We start from the raw sequence: 17,775 nt of genomic DNA on the forward strand, positions 1-17,775 counted from the left end.
GTCAGTTACCCCTTCCGGTGGTGCCGAACTGCTGGGAGAAGCGGATATCGCCCTCGACGATGTCATGCATATCGGCGATGCCGTGGCGCAGCATGAGGGTGCGCTCCAGGCCCATGCCGAAGGCAAAACCCGTGTACTCCTCGGGATCGATGCCGCAGGCGGTCAGCACATTGGGGTTGACCATGCCGCAGCCGCCCCACTCGATCCAGCCGGCGCCGCCCTTCTTCTGCGGGAACCACAGGTCCATCTCGGCGCTGGGCTCGGTGAAGGGGAAGTAGGAGGGGCGCAGCCGGGTGCGCGCCTCGGGCCCGAACATGGCGCGGGCGAAGTGGTCCAGGGTCCCCCTCAGGTGTGCCATGGTCAGTCCCTTGTCCACGGCGATTCCCTCTACCTGATGGAAGACCGGGGTGTGGGTGGCGTCCAGCTCGTCGGAGCGGAAGACCTTGCCGGGGCAGGCCACGTAGATCGGCGGGGCCTGGGCGAGCATGACGTGCGCCTGCACGGGCGAGGTGTGGGTGCGCAAGACCAGGTTCGCGGTGGCGCCCGGGGCGCCCCCCACGGAGGCGCCATCGATGTAGAAGGTGTCCTGCATCTGGCGGGCGGGGTGGTCGGCGTCGAAGTTGAGGGCGTCGAAGTCGAACCACTCGTGCTCGACCTCCGGCCCCTCGGCGATCGACCAGCCCATGGCGGTGAAGAAGTCGGAGACCTCGTCGACGAGTACATCCAGGGGGTGGCGGGCGCCGGCGGCGGCGCGGTCGGTGGGGACGGTGACGTCGACGGCCTCGGTGGCCAGCATGTCTGCCTCCGCCTGCGCCTCAAGCACCTCCTGGCGGGCGGCCAGGGCGGCGGAGATACGGCCGCGCGCGCCGCCGAGGAGCTTGCCGGCGGCCGCCTTGGCGGCACGGTCGGGCAGCCGGCCGATCTCGCGGTTGGCCAGGGCCAGAGCGGAGGCGTCGCCGGCGTAGGTCAAACGCGCCTCCTTCAGCGCAGCGAGGTCGGCGGCGGCGTCGATGGCGGCGATGGCCTGGGCGACGAGGGCGTTGACGCCGGCCTCGTCCGTTGGCGAGAGGGCGCCGGGGGCGTCAGTCATATGCGGTTGCCTTCCACCAGATGAGTCGGGAATCTCCGGGTCCAGATTAGTCCGCGCCGCGCCAGGGCCCGAAATCGTCTCAGATGCGCGCCTGAGAGCGTGCCCTCGCCCGTGGGCGATGCATTACAGCGTTGCGCGGACGCATACGCGGGCGGGTCTTGACGGTGACGTTACGTCACCTGTTGGGATGGGTGCATGCGCATCAAGGAGATGTCCGATCTGGCCGGAACAACCCCGCGGGCGGTGCGTCACTATCACCGCCTGGGACTGTTGCCGGTGCCGCCGACCGTGCGCGGGCGGCGGGAGTACGGCGTAATGCACCTGGCCCGGCTCATGCGGATCCGTTGGCTCGCAGACGGCGGGCTGCCCCTGGCGCAGATCGCCGAGGTGCTCGCCCAGGATCCGGGTGGCGCCGACCGCGAGGCGGTACTGCACAGCCTGCGGGCCACTAGGGACACGGTTATTGCGCGCCGCCGCGAGCTGCAGGCGCAGGAGGCCCGCATCGACGAGTTGATCGCCCGGGTCGAGGACGGTGAGGGGCTGGAGCCGATCCCCCAGTTGCTGGTGCGCTTCTACGACGCCGTGCAGGCACGCCTGGAGGAGGAGGGACTGAACAGCCGCGGACTGCGCGCCGAACGGCAGGTGGTGACGGCACTGGCCGCCCTGGCCCTGGTCCCCGACAGCATCGGCACCTTCCTGGCCGAGCTGGATGGCGCCGAGTGGGAGGCGGGCGTACGCATCTACGCCCAGATCGCCCGCCTGGAGCAGCTGCATGGGGAAGCCGCCCGGACCGCCGCCCTCGATCTGGCCGCGGAGACCTGGGAGTACACCCTCCGACACCGCCGTACGGCGCTGGCCGCATTCGCGGACTTCCCGACTGGGTCGCCGGGTCGCACCACCTGGCGGCTGACCCAGATGATCACCGACACCTACACCGGACCGGCACAGCACCTGTACCTCGACCGTTTCCTGGAGCTGCTCATGGCGGACCCGGACTTCGCCGCCGTCATCCGGCGCCTGGCCGGCGATGAGCCCGCACTGTGAGCGGCTCCTGTTCCGGACCGTCCCTGATTCCGATCCCACCACCCGCACTCTCATGAAAGGACGCCATTGATGACAACACGCAGAGACAGGGGCCGCGCCGTCGGCGCCACGAGTCCGTCCGGAACCCCGATTCGGGTGCAGGGCCTGGTCAAGCGCTTCGGGCGCTTCACCGCCCTGGACGGGCTGGACCTGGAGGTCGCCGCCGGTCAGGTGCACGGCTTCCTCGGCCCGAACGGAGCGGGCAAGTCCACGACCATTCGCACCCTACTGGGCCTGTACCACCCCGACAGCGGCAGGGTGCGCGTGCTGGGGCGCGATCCCCGGCGTGAGGCACCTCAGATCAACCGGGAAGTGTCATACGTGGCCGGGGATGTGGCGCTGTGGCCGAACCTGACCGGCGGACAGGCGCTCGACGCCCTGGCAGGTCTGCGCGGCAAGCGGGACCGCGCCCGGGAGGAGGAGCTGATAGACCGCTTCGCCCTGGACCCGACCAAGAAGGTACGCACCTACTCCAAGGGCAACCGGCAGAAGGTAGCACTGGTGGCGGCACTCGCCGCACCGACAAGCCTGCTGATTCTCGACGAGCCGACCAGCGGCCTGGACCCCCTGATGGAGCAGGTCTTCATGGATGAGGTAACCCGGGCCGCGGCCCAGGGGCGCACCGTGCTGCTGTCCAGCCATATCTTCGCCGAGGTGCAGCGCCTGTGCAGCGCCGTGACGATCATCAAGGACGGCCGTGTGGTGGAGCAGGGCGACTTGGCCCGACTGCAGCAGCTGGCCCGTACCCAGATCGAGGTCGGCGGCGATGCGGATCTGCTGCGCGGCATAGCCGCGTCGCTGCCGCAGCTGGAGGACGAGCTGACTGTGGAGGACGGCCGCCTGAGCGTGCAGGTGGGCGCCGCCCAGGTACCGGCGGTACTGGCGGCCGTCGCCGCGCAGGGAGCCACCGACGTGATCTGCCGGCCGGCGAGCCTGGAGGACCTGTTCCTGCGTCACTACGAGGAGGTGCGCGGATGAACCTGCGCAACGACCTGCGCGGCCTGGGCCGCGCCCTGCGCCTGACCGCCCGGAGGCTGCGTGTGCAGGCGCTCGCCTGGATCCTGCCCCTGTGGCTGGGCCTGGCGTCCTTCGCGCCGGCCTATCAGGACGCCTACTTCTCCGCAGCCGGCGACGCCGGTGGTGGGGGCGGCAATGCGGTGGTCGAGGCGCTGCGGGCCTCCCCGGGCACGCGCCTGTTGTACGGCGAGCTTCCCGCCCCGGGCACCATCGGCCAGCTGGTGCAGTGGGAGGGGGCCACCTACCTGCTGGTGTGCACCGCGCTTATGGCGGTGCTGCTGACCTGCCGCCTGTTACGCGCGGATGAGGACGAGGGTCTGATCGAACTTTTGCGGAGCGCGGGCACTGGGAGGTGGGTACCTTTCCTCGCCCCGGTGCTGGTTATCTGGGCGGCGGTCGGCGTCCTGGCCGCCTTGGTGGGCGGCACGCTCGCGGCCGAGGCCGCGCAGATCGAGTCGCTTCCAGCGGCGGGCGGATGGGCGTTGGCCGGAGTGACCGCCGTCGTCGGCTGGGGCTTCGCAGGCCTGGCCGCCGTAGCCTGCCAGTTGGCGCGCAGCGCCGCCGGCGCCCGCCCGCTGGCCCTGGCATGTGTTGGGGTTGCCTTCATGGTGCGGGTGGCCGCCGACCAATGGGAGCTCACCTGGCTGCGGTGGCTCACACCCCTGGGCTGGCGCGACCTGGTCGCCCCTTACACCGACGACGACCCCATGCCACTGGCGGCATGCGCGGCGATATGCGTTGTCCTAGTGGCGGCGGCCGGAGCCCTGTACGCCCACCGGGAGTATGCCGGCGGCTACCTGCCCGACCGGACCACCAGCGGGCGCCGCTGGCGGATCCACGGCTACGCCGACCTACTCACGCGCCTGTCCACACGCACAACACTGGCATGGGCGGCGGCGGTGGTCTGCTTCGCGGCGTTGTTCGGCTCTATGACCGAGGGCATCCTGGAGATGATGCGGGACGAGCGCATCGCCGAATACGTGAACATGCTGGTACAGGCCGGCGCCGACATGATGGAACAGTTCATGTCGCTGATGACCGTGATGATGGTGCTGCTGATCGCGGTGGCGGCGACTGGGCAGGCGGGTCGGCTCGCCGCCGATGAGGACGCCGGACTGGTGGAGGCCGAGGCCGCCGTCGGGGTGCCGCGCCGGCGTCTGTTCCTGATGCAGGCAGTCTCGGCGGCAGCGGTGGGGACGATTCTACTGGTGCTGTGCGGGGCCGTGCTGGCCGCAGTCACGGCCACGCAGGTGACCGAGGATCATGCAGTGGAGCGGGCCTTCGTGTTCACCGTCACCCAGCTGCCCGGCCTGCTGGCAGCGATTGGCATTGCCCTGGCGGTGGTCGGCGTGGCGCCGCGACGTTTCGGCGTCGTGTGGGCAGTGATCGCCTGGAGCGCCTTCGCCAGGCTGCTGGGCGGCATGATGGACCTGCCGACCTGGGCGCAAGACCTGAGCGTGCTCGGGCACTACCTCGACGTCGTCGGCGACCCGGACTGGGTGCCGCTGGCGGTGCAGACGGCTATCGGCGTCCTCGGTACCGCCGTCGGCCTGGTGGCCTACCGACGCCGCAACCTGAGTAGAGCCGGGTGAATCGAGGGCTACGTGCGTACCGCCTCTGCCAGGCAATTGACAGCGACGCAGGGTCGCTTGCTGGGATGTGGGCATGCGTGTCAAGGAAATGGCCGACCTCGCCGGCACCACCACACGGGCGGTACGCCACTACCACCGGCTCGGCCTGCTGCCGGTACCGCCGTCGGCGGGAGGGCGCCGGGACTACGGCGTCGAACATCTGGCCCGGCTGCTGCGCATCCGCTGGCTGGCGGACCGCGGCCTGTCCCTGACCCAAGTCGCACAGATTCTCGCCGCGGATGCGCGGGGCACGGATCGCGAGGCAATCCTGCGGGACCTGCGTTCGGCACGTGAGAACATCGAGGAACGGCAGCGGGCGCTGCGTGAACAGGCCGATCGCGTCGATGAGCTCATCGCCCGGGTTGCCGGCGGCGGCCCTCCCTCACCTTTGCCCACTGCACTCACCTGCTTCTACGACGACGTCGCCCGCCGGATACGCGACCTGGAGGCCCCGGCCGGGGACCGGGCCTTGCAGGTCCTGACCGGGGAACGGCGCCTCATGATGGCGCTCGCCGCGCGCGAGATGATTCCCGCCAGTGCGAGCCGGTTCATTGCGGAGCTCGACGCCGCCGAGCGCGACACGTGCGCCCGACAGATATGCGCCTTCGCCGAATTGGAGCAGACGGGTGAGGCCGGTGCAGTCGAGCTGGCGCAGGAGTCGTGGGCACTGGCCCTGCGGCACAAGCAGAGTTCGCTGGCCATCCTGAACGACCTTCCCGAGGGCGCGCTGGGGCGAGCCCTATGGGATTTGGCCGGAGTCCTCTCGACCATAAGCTATCCGCTCAAAGTCCACCGGCGCTTCACCGGCGCACTGCTCGACCTGATGCTGGCCGACCCAGACTTCGCGGCGGCGATCCACCGGTCCGCCGGCGGGAAGCGGGTCAGCTTGTGACAACTCGCGCCGAGCGCCTTCCCGTACGGATGCGCGCCGCACCCAGGCCGCAGGGAACTGTGCTCCATGGGCTGTATCCCTCCGTGCATCTACTGTGGCGACGCCTGCGGTGGCAGGTCCTGGCCTGGTGCCTGCCCCCATGGCTGCTGGCGGCTGTCACTCCCCCGGCGTATGAACGCGTGTATCCCTCGCCGCAGGCCCGGGAACTGCTCGTACAGAGCATGCGCGACACGCCGGGCACCCGCCTGCTGTACGGCGTCCTGCCGCTGCCGGGAGGGATCGGGCAATTGGTGCAGTGGGAGACGGGCACTTACCTGTTGTTCTGCGTGAGTCTCATGGCGGTGCTGTTGGTCACCAGGACGATGCGCGCCGACGAGGAGGACGGCCTGGTCGAGGTACAGCATGCGGCGGGAGTGGGGTGGGCGACTCCCTTCGCAGCGCCGGTGCTTGTGTGCACCGGGGCGGTTGCGGGGTTCGGACTCGGCGTCGGCATGGTTCTGACCGGCGTGGCTCGATTCGTGACCGAGATGACGGTTGTTGGGGCTTGGATGCTGGCGGGCGCGGTCGCGGTGACCGGCTGGGCCTTCATCGGTCTGACGGCGCTGGGCAGTCAGTTGTATCGGCGGGCGAGTCAGGCGCGGTTGCTCGCCCTGGTGACCCTGGCCACAGGGTTCGCGCTGCGGGTGGCCGCCGACCAATGGGAGCTCACCTGGCTGCGGTGGCTCACACCCCTGGGCTGGCGCGACCTGGTCGCCCCTTACACCGACGACGACCCCATGCCACTGGCGGCATGCGCCGCGATATGTGTTGTCCTAGTGGCGGCGGCCGGAGCCCTGTACGCCCACCGGGAGTATGCCGGCGGCTACCTGCCCGACCGGGCCACCAGCGGGCGCCGCTGGCGGATCCACGGCTACGCCGACCTACTAACGCGCCTGTCCACACGCACAACACTGGCATGGGCGGCGGCGGTGACCTTCTTCTCCGCACTGTTCGGTGCCATGGCGGGCAACCTCACCGGCCTGCTGAAGCCGGGCTCGGCGACCGGTTCATATGTCGGGAAGATGGCCGCCGGCAGTCCGATCCAGCAGTACCTGTCGCTGCTCACAATAATGACCGTCCTACTCGTCGCGGTGGCCGCGGTGCAGCGAATCAACGTCATCGTTCTGGAGGAACGGTCCGGGCTGATCGACGTCGATTACGCGGTCGGGCTGTCACGGACCCGAAAGTTCGCGGTAGTGGGCGGTGTGGCCGCGGTTGAGGCCTTCGGCCTGCTGGCGCTCTCCGGCGGTGTGCTAGCCGCCGCGACGGGTTCTCAACTCGCCGAGGACCACGCCGTGGGGCGGGCATTCGTGTTCACCGTCACCCAGCTGCCCGGAGCGCTGGCGGCGATCGGCATTGCCCTGGCGGTGGTCGGCGTGGCGCCACGGCGCTTCGGGGTCGTGTGGGCAGTACTTGCCTGGAGCGTGTTCGCTCGTTTCTTCGGTGGACTGGTGGAGTTGCCGACCTGGGCGCAGGACCTGAGCGTGCTGGGACACTACCTCGACGTCGTCGGCGGCCCCAACTGGGTACCGCTGGCGGTGCAGACGGCTATCGGCGTCCTCGGTACCGCCGTCGGCCTGGTGGCCTACCGACGGCGCGACCTGTCAGGTGTCTGAACTGCTTACTGAAGCGCGGCAAGACCGGCCAGATGACATGCGGCCGCAGCGACAGCACCGCCCGCCATGCCAGGCTGCCGACACGCAACACCGACCACCACATCACCGAGCTGAGCGAGCGCGGCAACGGCCAAGACGAACTGGGACAGCGGATACACGGGCGTCAACCAGACGACGCACGCAACCACCGCACCAAGCGGCACCGCCCTGGCCGCATACATCGCCGGATAGAAGCGATCAGCGTCGCCGCCTGCGCTGCCAGGCGCCAGCAGCTCCGGGCGGAGCAACGCCGCCGCAGCAGCAATCACCGACGCGACTCCCATGACTGAGTTGAGAAGCGCCAACCACCACGGCATGCCAACCACCTAGCTAGATCGTTCAATATTGAATGATTCAATAGAGTACCATCATAACCATGAAGACAACAGGGGCCGGCAGCGCAGAGGATGGCGGCGAGGCGATCCTGTCCGCCGCATGTTTTCGGCTGGGCATGCTCGGCGCACAGATCACCCGGGATTTCTCCGAAAGGATCGCGCCGTCCGGGTTGTCCCACAAACAAGTGGGCCTGCTGGCCGTCATAGACGCCGGGCTGGCGACCTCGCAGCGTCAGATCGCGACCCAGCTGCACGTGGCACCGAGCCTGGTGGTCACGCTGGTGGACCAACTCGTGGACCTCGGAGCCGTGAGCAAGACCCGCAGCCGCAGCGATCGCCGGACTCACAAGATCGAAATCACCCCCGAGGGGCGGCGGCTGCTCGCCAGTGCTGCTGTGGCGGCCGAAGCGCTGGACTCCGGCATCCGCAGCTCCCTCTCCCCCGCCGGACGGACCGCCTTGAGAACGCTGTTGATGGAGCTCGATACACACCAGAACCGGGATCAGTAGCGCGCTCACAGGATTGATTCGCCACCATGGGATGCAACCCGCGTCGGATGCTCAAGCAGGTGATGCATGCCGCTTGCTACGGAGCGATGACCATGACGACGATTCCACACCGCGAGCTACGGAACGACAGCGCCGCAATCCTCCGCCGAGTGGAGGCCGGCGAGAGTTTTGAGATCACCAACAACGGACGTCCCGTGGCTGAACTTGTACCTATTACTCACGACCGCTTCGCTCTACTGCGTAGGCAAAGAGCTACGCGTCCAGCGGTCCCCACAGACTTCAACGCCTTAAAACACGCGCGCCCTCAGTTCAAAAGATGTACTGGACGATCTGCGCGGCGAGCAATGACCATTTGCTACCTGGATACCTCCGCGGGAACATCTGCTCAACGCAGCGCGAGACACGGCGGGGCTGCGTGCGGCAGACGCGATCAACCTCGCAGTTGCCCTGAACGTGCGCTCCGACCTACTCCTCACTTACGACCGGGAAATGCAACAAGATGCGCTGCAACGAGGGCTGACGGTGACCGCCCCCAGATGATTGATTCCCAGGGCACCGCCGGGCTTCGCCTTGAAGTGCCCACCCACTTGGAACGCCTTGTACGCGCTCTCAGACGGTCCAAGTAGAAGAACGCGGTCCAACTGGACAAACGCGGTCAGCACGACGACCGGCTTGACTCACAAGTACGCAGGTCGGCCCGCAGCAGCCATGAGTTGCTGCGGGCCGACCTGCGTGTGTGCATGGCGGAACGAGCGATCAGCGCTCGACCTCACCCCGGATGAAGGCTTCGGTAGAGTCCATGGCCTCCTCGTCGGGACGCTGCTCCGGCGGAGACTTCATGAAGAAGGATGCCGGAGACAGCAGCGGACCGCCGATGCCGCGATCCAGGCCGATCTTGGCGGCCCGGATGGCGTCGATGACCACGCCGGCGGAGTTCGGGGAGTCCCAGACCTCGAGCTTGTACTCAAGGCTGACGGGGGCGCCGCCGAAGTTGCGCCCCTCCAGGCGTACGAAGGCGAACTTGCGGTCGTCCAGCCAGCCGACGTAATCGGAGGGGCCGACGTGAATGTCCTTCTCGGCGAATTGCGTGGAGACGTTGGAGGTGACCGCCTGGGTCTTGGAGATCTTCTTCGACATCAGCCGCTCGCGCTCCAACATGTTCTTGAAGTCCATGTTGCCGCCGACGTTGAGCTGGTAGGTGCGGTCGATGGTGATGCCGCGCTCCTCGAACAGACGCGCCAGCACCCGGTGGGTGATGGTGGCGCCGATCTGAGACTTGATGTCGTCGCCGATGATCGGCAGGCCGGCGTCGGTGAACTTCTGTGCCCAGGCCGGATCGGATGCGATGAATACCGGCAGGCAGTTGACGAAGGCGCAGCCGGCGTCAATGGCGCACTGGGCGTAGTAGCGATCGGCCTCCTCCGAGCCGACGGGCAGGTAAGAGACCACAACGTCGACCTGGGCGTCCTTGAGCGCCTGGACCACGTCGACCGGAGGCTCACTGGACTCCTGAACGGTCTCGCGGTAGTACTTGCCGAAGCCGTCGAGGGTGACGCCGCGCTGCACCCTCACGCCGGTGGGGGCGACGTCGGCGATCTTGATGGTGTTGTTCTCGGAGGCGTTGATGGCGTCGGCCAGGTCAAGTCCGACCTTGGCGGCGTCGATGTCGAAGGCGGCCACGAACTCGATGTCCGAGACGTGGTAGTCGCCGAATTGGACGTGCATCAGGCCGCCGACCTTGTCGGTCGGCTCGGCGTCGGCGTAGTGGGCGACGCCCTGCACCAGCGACGACGCGCAGTTGCCCACGCCGACGATGGCGACACGAATCTTGCTCATCTGTTCTCCTAATCGGCCAACCCATGACCGTTCGAGGATCTGACGGCTGAGATAGTAATGATCCGCCTCGATTGGGGCATGTCACGCCCGTGAATAGCGGCAGTCGGTGGTGTGCGCCTACGCACCGGCGGCTAGCACCTCGGCACCCCCAACTCATCGTTGGTGTTGGTATTGCACTCAAGCCGGACGCAGGCTACTCTTACTGAACACGCTCAACGAACCCGTTCAATGAACACATTCACGGCAATCCCGAGGAGAGTTCGTGCCCACGCGCATTGAAGCCCGTGCCGCCACCAGAGCCAAGGTCCTAGCAAGTTCCCGAAGACTGTTCGAGGAGAGAGGCTTCCGTGCGACGACCATCAAAGACATCGCGGCAGACGCTGCTGTCAGCGTGGGCACCGTCATGCACGTCGGAGACAAGAGTGGCTTGCTGGTTGCATGCTTCGACGAACACATAGAAGCCCTGCACACCACCTCCCCGCGAACCAGTCACGCGCCAGTACAGTCCGAAGGTGTTAACGGCGGCTCGGAGGCGATCCTCGATATCCTCTTTCCCTTCATCGAGCTGTTCGCCAGTAGCCCAGACCTCGCCCGGTCCTACGGAGCGGTGCTCATCTCCGGCGCTCACAGTTCGAGAGTCTTCAGCGAACTGCGGGAGGAGTTGATCAACGAACTCCAAGACGTCTTTGCCGCGGCTACCGGCTGCTCGATGACGGCCGCCAAACAGCGTGCCACAACTGCGTATCTTGCCTACCTGGGCGCGCTTCTCGAATGGGCATCCCTGCCAGGAACCGGGATAGACGCACTCTGTAGCCGAGTGCGCGACGCGGTCCGCCCGCTCCTGACAGCCTCCAACGAGGAGCACAACCAATGACGCTGCTCCCTCACTTTCCGTGGCTGGTGATCCTCCTCGCAGTTGTACTGCTGGGTGACGCCACCTTGTCGCTGCGACCTCCTTCCTTCATCCGTAACTGCCTCACCGGAGTCGGATTTCCACGGCAGTGGTGGTGGACTCTTATAGTCATCAAGGTCTTGGCGGCCGTCGGCCTGCTTATCGGTTTGCACGTGCCGGGAGTCGCGCTCGCCGCCTGCACGGGCGTGATCTGCTACTTCCTATGCGCCGTCGTCGCCCACGTCAGGGCAGGGTTCATGGGCCGCGAGCTGTGGATCAACTGCCTGGGCATGCTGGCCCTGGCTGCTGTAACCGCCATCGCGTCATTCGTCGGCTAGCCCCTCCCGGTCATCACCGCATCAGTCGCGGAGTCGCGTCTGCGCGCCCATGCTCATCTGCCCGTCGCCCTGACCGTCGCGCTGGCGGGCTACTGGAGGTGGCGCGCATAGTCCAGAGGCATACCGCTTCCGGGACCACACCGCTTTCCTGTCACCAGATGCACCACTTTCCCGGTCGGCTCCACATAAGCATCAGGCTCCTCCTCCGACATCCAGGGGTGTCCTAACTACTCGACCATCAAAAGTGGTGCATCCAGTGACACCAGCGGCTCTCGAACAGGCCGTCTCAGCGGGTGCGCGCCTCGACGCGCCTGGCCAGCACGCCCAGCGCCCAGTTGATGAGCACGTAGATCACCGCGATGATCACGTAGGCGGGTAGATAGACGTCCAGGTGCGCGGTGACGCGTGCCGACGAGGTGAGCAGGCGCCCGGCGTACATCAGCTCCGTGTACGCGACCACATATCCCAATGATGAGTCCTTCAGAATGGTCACCAGCTGGGTGATCAACGTCGGCAGCATTAGCCGCAGTGCCTGCGGTGCCAGCACCAGCCGCATTGCCTGGCCTGCGTTGAGTCCCAGTGCCTGGGAGGCCTCGCTCTGACCGCGTTCCAGCGCGAGCACCCCGGAGCGGAATACTTCCGCCGTAGTCGCTGAGGAGCACATGACGATGGGCACGGTGAGCATCCAGAAGGGAGACAGAGTGAGTCCCCAGCGCGGCACCGCCAGCAGGAAGAAGTAGATCAGCAGCAGCATGGGTATGGCGCGCATGGCGTCGATCCACGCTCCCACCGCGGACCGCAGCGCCGTCGAGCGGCTCATGCGTGCCCAGCCCAACAGGATGCCCAGCGGAAAGGACAGGGCCGCACCCACCGCGGTGACCAGCAGGGTGTCGGCCAGGGCGCGCCCGAGGTAGCCGACCACCGACTGCCCCAGGAAGTAGCGCCACTTGGGGTAGGCGAGCTGGCCGGCCTGGCCGAGCTGGAACAGAGCCGCTGCGGCGAGCGCCAGGACAATCAGGGTCACCAGCACCGATCCGATGAGGATGCGGCGCCGTCCCTTGGGGCCCGGAGCGTCGAAGAGCAGATCGGCGTCGGCGGCGCCGGATGTGCGGGCGGGGGTCGGCGTGGTCAGGGCACTCATGCGTGGGCCTCCCGTCCGGTTATACGGCGCTCGAGCAGGCCGCCGAGTTTGGTGGCCAGGAAGGCAATGGCCAAGTAGGTCAGTCCGGAGGTGAGGAAGGTGATCACCGCCTGCGCGTAGCGCAGGTTCAGCTGCTGAGTGACGTTGGTCAACTCGGGCACGCCGATCGCGGCGGCCAGGGAGGAGCCGATCAGGCAGGATATGAAGATGTTGACCAGTGGCTGAATGGTGCGGGCCAAAGCCTGGGGCAGCACCACCGCGCCGATGATCAGCCCGAAGGGCATGCCCAGGGCCCGGGCCGCCTCGATCTGACCTTTGGACACGGAGTTGATGCCGGAGCGCACCGTCTCGCACACGAATCCTGAGGCGGAGAAGACGATCGCGGTGACGGCCGCGGCGAACAGGGACAGGGGCACGCCGGCCCGCGGCGCGGCGAAGGCGGCCAGGATCATCAGGCACAGGGTCGGGATGTTGCAGGCCACCGTCGCCCAGGCGGCACCGAGCGCGCGCAGCGGCGGGATCGGGCTGACGCGGAAGATCGCGATCACCGTGCCGACGACGAGCGCGCACGCGTAGCCGATGATGGCGATTGTCAGGGTCGTGACCAACCCCTGGCCGAGCATGCCGAGGTTATCGGTGATGACGTTCATGGGCGCCTCCTCCGGAGCGTTGGGGCGGCCGCCTCGGAAGGCGGGCCGCCCCACCCACCGTGCTTTGCGAGCGGATTGATGTTGGCCCGAGCCGTCCGACCGAGGTCAGTCGGTAGCCGCCGCGGTGGCGGCGTCCGTCTCGGAGCCGGGGACGGAGCCGATGGCGGGCGGCTCGGGTGCCTCGCCACCGATGATGGTGCCGATCGTGGCCTCCCAGATGGCGTTCCAGGTGCCGTCGTCGTAAATGGTCTGTAGGAAGGTGTTGACGAACTCTTGGGCGTCGGAGTCCTTGGGCAAGCCGATGCCGTAGGGGTCCTCGGTGAAGGGGTCGCCGACGATCTTGACGGCGTCGTTGGACTGCACCTCGCTGAGCTCAAGGGACTGGTCGACGACGTAGGCGTCCACCTGGCCGGCCTCGAGCGCGGCGACGCAGCTGGCGTGATCGGTGAACTGCACCTGCTCGGCGTCGGGCGCAGCCTCGTCCAGGGCGGGGCCGGAGGAGGAGTTGGACTGGACGGCAACCTTCACGCTGGCCAGGTCGTCGACGCCGTTGATTTCAGAGTCGTCGGCGCGCACCAGGACGGACTGACCGGAGGAATAGTAGGGGCCGGCGAAGGAGATCTTCTCGGCGCGCTCGGGGTAATCGTGTAGGTGGCGAAGACTGCGTCGACCTGTCCGTTCTCGATCATGGTCTCGCGGGTGTCGGAGGTGACCTGGGTGACCTCCAGCAGGGAGCGGGCGTCTTCCCCACCGATGATGTAGCGGGCCAAGACCTGAGCAAGGGCGGCGTCGAAGCCGGTGATCTTTCCGGTAGCGGGGTCCTCCAGGGAGAACACCTCGGAGGTCTTGGTGCCGCCGGTCTTCAGCACGCCCGCGTCCTTGACCGCCGATGCCCAGGTGGATGCGGCCACGACGTCGTCGGCGGCGACGGGGCCGGAGTTGATGACGGCGTCGTAGTCGCTGTCATCACCGCTGGAATCGGCGCAGGCCGCCAGCACGGCGGCGAGCGAGGCCACGCCGGCGGCGGTCAGCAGGGTACGGCGAGACAGGCCGGTAAGAACAGACATGGGGGGTTCCTTTCGACTGTGGCTGAAGGAGCAGCTATAGCGGTTGTTAATGCCCAGCTCAGTGGCTGAGTACCTTGGACAGGAAGTCACGGGCGCGCTCGGTGCGCGGGGCGGCGAAGAAGTCCGCCGGCGCAGCGAGTTCGACGATCTGGCCGCCGTCCATGAAGGCGACGCGGTCGGCGACGGAGCGGGCGAAGCCCATCTCGTGGGTGACCACGAGCATGGTCATGCCCTCGGCGGCCAGGTCCTTGATGACGTCGAGGACCTCGTTGATCATCTCCGGGTCCAGGGCGGAGGTGGGCTCGTCGAAGAGCATGATCTTGGGGTCCATCGCCAGGGCGCGGGCGATCGCCACCCGCTGCTGCTGTCCCCCGGACAGCTGCGGCGGGCGCTTGCCGGCCTGGTCGGCAAGCCCCACACGCTCGAGCAGCTGGAGGGCGCGATCCTCGGCGTCGGCCTTGGGCACCTTGCGCACGCGGGTGGGCGCGAGGGTGATGTTGTCCAGCACCGTGCGGTGCGGGAACAGGTTGAAGGACTGGAAGACCATGCCCACCTCGGCGCGCAGGCGGGCCAGTTCACGCCCCTCCTCGGGCAGGAGTTCGCCGTCGATCTCAATGGTGCCGGACTGGATCGTCTCGAGCCGGTTGATGGTGCGGCACAGAGTGGATTTGCCGGAGCCGGAGGCGCCGATGACGGCGACCACCTCACCGCGGTGAATGTCCAGCGAGACGTCGTCGAGCGCCTTGAAGTCGCCGTAGTACTTGCTGACGTGACTGATGCGCACGAGCGGGCGCTCAGGGATGGAAGGGTTGGCGGGAGCAGGCATAGGAGCCTCTTCTCGTATTAAAGGGTTAAAGGGCGAATGGGACTGGAGCTGCCTCAGCGACAGCTACAGCAACACATTCGCATGACCACTGTTTCCCTCCGGTTCGGATTCGCGGCGACCGACCGCAATCCGGGTGGACCGCACGGTGCTCGCCGGACGCACAGTAGCACTCGAGACCTGGGAACAGGTGCGCGGGTATTCAGCATTCGGACGTGCTGGGAGCAGCATCACAGCACCGTCTCGGTGGTTGAGACGCGGCTCGACGCGCTTAACCGAGATGCTGCGCCCGGGCACTGGCGTACAGGCAGATGGCGGCGGCGGAGGCGACGTTCAGGGACTCGGCCCGACCGTAGATGGGGATCGAGACCACCGTATCCGCCGCGTCCAGGGCCGCGGGGGCAAGCCCGTGGGCCTCGTTGCCCAGCAGCCAGGCCGACGGCGCCGCCAACTCCGCCTCGGCGTCAAACAGACTCACGGTGCCGTGCCCGTCGGCGGCCAGCAGCCTCAGCCCCGCCGCCCGCAGTGCCCGCACAGCGTCCGACAGTTCGACGCCGGCCAGCACCGGTAGGTGGAACAGGGAGCCGGCCGTGGCGCGCACGACCTTTGGGTTCGTCGGATCCACGCCGCCCTTGACGAGCACGACAGCGTCGGCGCCCGCGGCGTCGGCGGCGCGGATGATGGTGCCCGCATTGCCGGGATCCTGCGCCTCAGTGAGCACCGCCACCAGGCGCGCCCCGGACAGGGCCGCCGCCAGGGTGGAATCGGAGGGGAGCCCCGCCTCGCTCCCGACGGTGTCGGCCTCCGTGCCGGCAGAAGCCGCCCCGGTTCCTCCCCCGCCGGCCTCCGTCTCCGGTGGCACCGCCACCGCCCCAGTATCGACGACGGCGAGTACGCCCTGGGCGTCCGCGCTCATGGCGCGCATGACCTCGGGGGTCACCAGGTGGGTGTACAGCCCGGCGGAAGCGGCGGCGTCGGCAATATCGGCGTGAGCCCGAGCCGCCTCCTCGGTGAAGTAGACGTCCAGCACGTGCCCGGCGGCGTAGTTGACGGCCTCGCGCACGCCCTGCGGACCCTCCACCACGAAGCGCCGGTACTTGCTGCGGGCGGCGCGGCGGACCAGTCCGGCCACGCGGGTAATGCGGGTGGCCGTGGGATTGTTCAGGATCGCGCTCGTGCTCATGAGCGGCAGGTTACCGGGAAAAACGAGGCGGCCCCTCCCCCGTGCCCCGCCGGTTGGTGGAGTCATGGGTGAGGAGCCGTCTCAAGTGTTGCGGCCGCGCGCGGCGGCCGGATGCGCCCGACGGTGTCGGGCACCGATGGCTCAGGCCTTGGGGGCGTTGACGTCCGCGGGCAGCGCCTTGCGGGCGGTGTCCACAAGCGCCTTGAAGGCGGCGGGCTCGTTGACGGCCAGTTCGGCGAGCATGCGGCGGTCGACCTCCACGCCGGCCAGGCCGAGGCCCTGGATGAACCGGTTGTAGGTCATGCCCTCGGCGCGAGCGGCGGCATTGATGCGCTGAATCCACAGGCGACGGAAGTCGCCCTTGCGCGCGCGGCGGTCGCGGAAGGCGTATACGCCGGAGTGGGTGACCTGCTCCTTGGCCTTGCGGTACAGGCGGGAGCGCTGACCGCGGTAGCCGGAGGCCCGGTCGAGGACGGTACGACGCTTCTTCTGGGCGTTAACAGCCCGCTTCACACGTGCCATGTGATGACTCCTTTAAGTGTTATGGGCCGGTCAGCGACCGAGCAGCCTCTTGACCTGGCGGGCGTCGGCCGGGGAGACGGCCTGGTCCTGGGACAGCCTGCGCTTGCGGCGGGAGGACTTGACCTCCAGCAGGTGGCGCTTACCGGCCTGCTCGCGCATGAGCTTGCCGCTGCCGGTGACCCGGAAGCGCTTCTTGGCACCGGAGTGCGTCTTGTTCTTCGGCATGTTTATTTCCTCATTCTCGGTCCCCGGCGCCGCTTGGGTCGGGGGCTGCTGACCTCGTCGGGTGACGGGGCTGGGTCGTGACTTACCCGCCGGCGGCGGGCTGGTGCTGGGGCGCTGTTACTCGCCCCCGCTCGCCGCCTCGGCGGCCTTCGCCTCCGCCTTGGCCTCGCGGGCCGCCTTGGCGGCCTGCTTCTCGGCCCGGCGGCTGGCGCGTGCCGCCTCGCGGCGACGGCGCTGGTCGGACTTGACCTCCGCCTTCTTGCGGGTGGGAGCCAGGACCATGACCATGTTGCGGCCGTCCTGACGGGGGTGGGACTCGATGGTGCCCAGCTCGGAGACCTCCTCGGCTACGCGCTGGAGCAGCCGAATACCCAGCTCCGGGCGGGACTGCTCGCGTCCGCGGAAGCGGACGATGCACTTGACCTTGTCCCCGCCCTTGAGGAAGCGCTCGACGTGCCCCATCTTGGTGGCGTAGTCGTGCTCGTCGATCTTGGGGCGGAACTGGATCTCCTTGAGCTGGGTGTTGGCCTGGTTGCGCCGGGCGTCGCGTGCCTTCATGGCCGACTCGTACTTGAACTTGCCGTAGTCCATGAGCCGGCACACCGGGGGGCGTGCGTCGGGAGCGACCTCTACGAGGTCGAGACCTGCCTCTTCGGCCAGGCGGAGAGCGTCCTCCACCCGGACAATGCCGACCTGCTCACCGCTGGGGCCGACAAGTCGCACCTCGGGGACGCGGATCCGTTCGTTGATACGGGGCTCGCTGATGACTGTTCCTCACTCTTGGAAGTGGTGACCGCCGCAACGAAGAAGGCCTTCGCCGCATACGCGCGCGAAGGCCTTTCATGTG

The 17,775-nt window shown here is 67.8% G+C and carries 21 protein-coding genes; 9 read left to right on the plus strand and 12 right to left on the minus strand.

Features of this window, described 5'->3' with window-relative positions:
• Position 1 precedes the first annotated feature (1 nt).
• Positions 2-1,090: a phenylalanine--tRNA ligase subunit alpha gene (gene pheS / locus C3B71_RS09235; RefSeq protein WP_108967588.1), complete on the minus strand. Its 1,089-nt coding sequence runs from the start codon at positions 1,088-1,090 to the stop codon at positions 2-4.
• 195 nt (positions 1,091-1,285) lie between these two features.
• Between pheS and C3B71_RS09240 the strand changes: the two genes are divergently transcribed.
• The 5 genes from C3B71_RS09240 (at position 1,286) to C3B71_RS09260 (ending at position 7,368) form a co-directional block, all read left to right on the plus strand.
• The gene (locus C3B71_RS09240; protein WP_108967590.1) at positions 1,286-2,134 is read left to right on the plus strand and encodes a MerR family transcriptional regulator; all 849 of its coding nucleotides are present in this window, start codon (positions 1,286-1,288) and stop codon (positions 2,132-2,134) included.
• Positions 2,135-2,203: 69 nt separating this feature from the next.
• Positions 2,204-3,151, plus strand: coding sequence for an ABC transporter ATP-binding protein (locus C3B71_RS09245; RefSeq protein WP_108967591.1), 948 nt, complete (start codon positions 2,204-2,206; stop codon positions 3,149-3,151).
• Positions 3,148-4,782, plus strand: a complete 1,635-nt coding sequence (locus tag C3B71_RS09250) for an ABC transporter permease (RefSeq protein ID WP_108967593.1) — start codon at positions 3,148-3,150, stop codon at positions 4,780-4,782. The genes C3B71_RS09245 and C3B71_RS09250 overlap by 4 nt, the downstream gene beginning before the upstream one ends.
• Before the next feature lie 73 nt (positions 4,783-4,855).
• Positions 4,856-5,713 carry a MerR family transcriptional regulator gene (locus C3B71_RS09255; RefSeq protein WP_108967595.1) on the plus strand — a complete coding sequence of 286 codons (858 nt, stop codon included), beginning with the start codon at positions 4,856-4,858 and terminating at the stop codon, positions 5,711-5,713.
• Positions 5,714-5,742: 29 nt separating this feature from the next.
• On the plus strand, positions 5,743-7,368 hold the full coding sequence (locus tag C3B71_RS09260; RefSeq protein WP_108967597.1) for an ABC transporter permease: 1,626 nt from the start codon (positions 5,743-5,745) through the stop codon (positions 7,366-7,368).
• Positions 7,369-7,373: 5 nt separating this feature from the next.
• On the opposite strand, the gene C3B71_RS09265 is transcribed toward C3B71_RS09260, so the two are convergent.
• Entirely contained in the window at positions 7,374-7,712 is a 339-nt protein-coding gene (locus C3B71_RS09265; protein WP_325048202.1) for a hypothetical protein, read from the minus strand.
• Positions 7,713-7,783: 71 nt separating this feature from the next.
• On the opposite strand from C3B71_RS09265, the gene C3B71_RS09270 reads away from it, so the two are divergent.
• A complete protein-coding gene (locus C3B71_RS09270) occupies positions 7,784-8,251 on the plus strand; it encodes a MarR family winged helix-turn-helix transcriptional regulator (RefSeq protein ID WP_073333182.1) in 468 nt (155 codons plus the stop codon).
• Positions 8,252-8,343: 92 nt separating this feature from the next.
• Positions 8,344-8,877, plus strand: coding sequence for a type II toxin-antitoxin system Phd/YefM family antitoxin (locus tag C3B71_RS16810; protein ID WP_325048230.1), 534 nt, complete (start codon positions 8,344-8,346; stop codon positions 8,875-8,877).
• Positions 8,878-9,007: 130 nt separating this feature from the next.
• Here C3B71_RS16810 and C3B71_RS09285 read toward each other — a convergent pair whose 3' ends face one another.
• A complete protein-coding gene (locus tag C3B71_RS09285; RefSeq protein ID WP_108967601.1) occupies positions 9,008-10,087 on the minus strand; it encodes an inositol-3-phosphate synthase in 1,080 nt (359 codons plus the stop codon).
• A gap of 262 nt (positions 10,088-10,349) precedes the next feature.
• On the opposite strand from C3B71_RS09285, the gene C3B71_RS09290 reads away from it, so the two are divergent.
• Together C3B71_RS09290 and C3B71_RS09295 are read left to right on the plus strand one after the other, a co-directional pair.
• The gene (locus C3B71_RS09290; protein WP_108967603.1) at positions 10,350-10,961 is read left to right on the plus strand and encodes a TetR/AcrR family transcriptional regulator; all 612 of its coding nucleotides are present in this window, start codon (positions 10,350-10,352) and stop codon (positions 10,959-10,961) included.
• Complete coding sequence (locus C3B71_RS09295; protein WP_108967604.1) at positions 10,958-11,317, plus strand: DoxX family protein; 360 nt, start codon at positions 10,958-10,960, stop codon at positions 11,315-11,317. Before C3B71_RS09290 ends, C3B71_RS09295 begins: the two co-directional genes overlap by 4 nt.
• A gap of 286 nt (positions 11,318-11,603) precedes the next feature.
• On the opposite strand, the gene C3B71_RS09300 is transcribed toward C3B71_RS09295, so the two are convergent.
• The 9 genes from C3B71_RS09300 to infC all read right to left on the minus strand — a co-directional run bounded on the left by C3B71_RS09300 (position 11,604) and on the right by infC (position 17,693).
• On the minus strand, positions 11,604-12,458 hold the full coding sequence (locus tag C3B71_RS09300; RefSeq protein ID WP_108967605.1) for an amino acid ABC transporter permease: 855 nt from the start codon (positions 12,456-12,458) through the stop codon (positions 11,604-11,606).
• Positions 12,455-13,108, minus strand: a complete 654-nt coding sequence (locus tag C3B71_RS09305) for an amino acid ABC transporter permease (protein ID WP_108967606.1) — start codon at positions 13,106-13,108, stop codon at positions 12,455-12,457. The genes C3B71_RS09300 and C3B71_RS09305 overlap by 4 nt, the downstream gene beginning before the upstream one ends.
• 105 nt (positions 13,109-13,213) lie before the next feature.
• Positions 13,214-13,729: a hypothetical protein gene (locus tag C3B71_RS16935; protein ID WP_442778376.1), complete on the minus strand. Its 516-nt coding sequence runs from the start codon at positions 13,727-13,729 to the stop codon at positions 13,214-13,216.
• Positions 13,633-14,175, minus strand: coding sequence for a hypothetical protein (locus tag C3B71_RS16940; RefSeq protein WP_442778366.1), 543 nt, complete (start codon positions 14,173-14,175; stop codon positions 13,633-13,635). Before C3B71_RS16940 ends, C3B71_RS16935 begins: the two co-directional genes overlap by 97 nt.
• Positions 14,176-14,233: 58 nt before the next feature.
• Complete coding sequence (locus C3B71_RS09315; protein WP_108967607.1) at positions 14,234-15,001, minus strand: amino acid ABC transporter ATP-binding protein; 768 nt, start codon at positions 14,999-15,001, stop codon at positions 14,234-14,236.
• Between the two features lie 268 nt (positions 15,002-15,269).
• Entirely contained in the window at positions 15,270-16,181 is a 912-nt protein-coding gene (locus tag C3B71_RS09320; RefSeq protein ID WP_234415869.1) for a TrmH family RNA methyltransferase, read from the minus strand.
• A 141-nt stretch (positions 16,182-16,322) separates the two neighbouring features.
• Positions 16,323-16,703, minus strand: a complete 381-nt coding sequence (gene rplT, locus C3B71_RS09325) for a 50S ribosomal protein L20 (protein WP_108967610.1) — start codon at positions 16,701-16,703, stop codon at positions 16,323-16,325.
• Between the two features lie 30 nt (positions 16,704-16,733).
• Positions 16,734-16,928 (minus strand): 50S ribosomal protein L35, encoded by a 195-nt coding sequence (rpmI, locus tag C3B71_RS09330; protein ID WP_086615114.1) that lies wholly within the window; start codon positions 16,926-16,928, stop codon positions 16,734-16,736.
• Positions 16,929-17,045: 117 nt separating this feature from the next.
• Complete coding sequence (gene infC, locus C3B71_RS09335; protein WP_073333154.1) at positions 17,046-17,693, minus strand: translation initiation factor IF-3; 648 nt, start codon at positions 17,691-17,693, stop codon at positions 17,046-17,048.
• Between the last annotated feature and the right edge of the window lie 82 nt (positions 17,694-17,775).

This window comes from Actinomyces sp. Z16, assembly GCF_003111765.1.
GTDB lineage: Bacteria > Actinomycetota > Actinomycetes > Actinomycetales > Actinomycetaceae > Actinomyces > Actinomyces glycerinitolerans.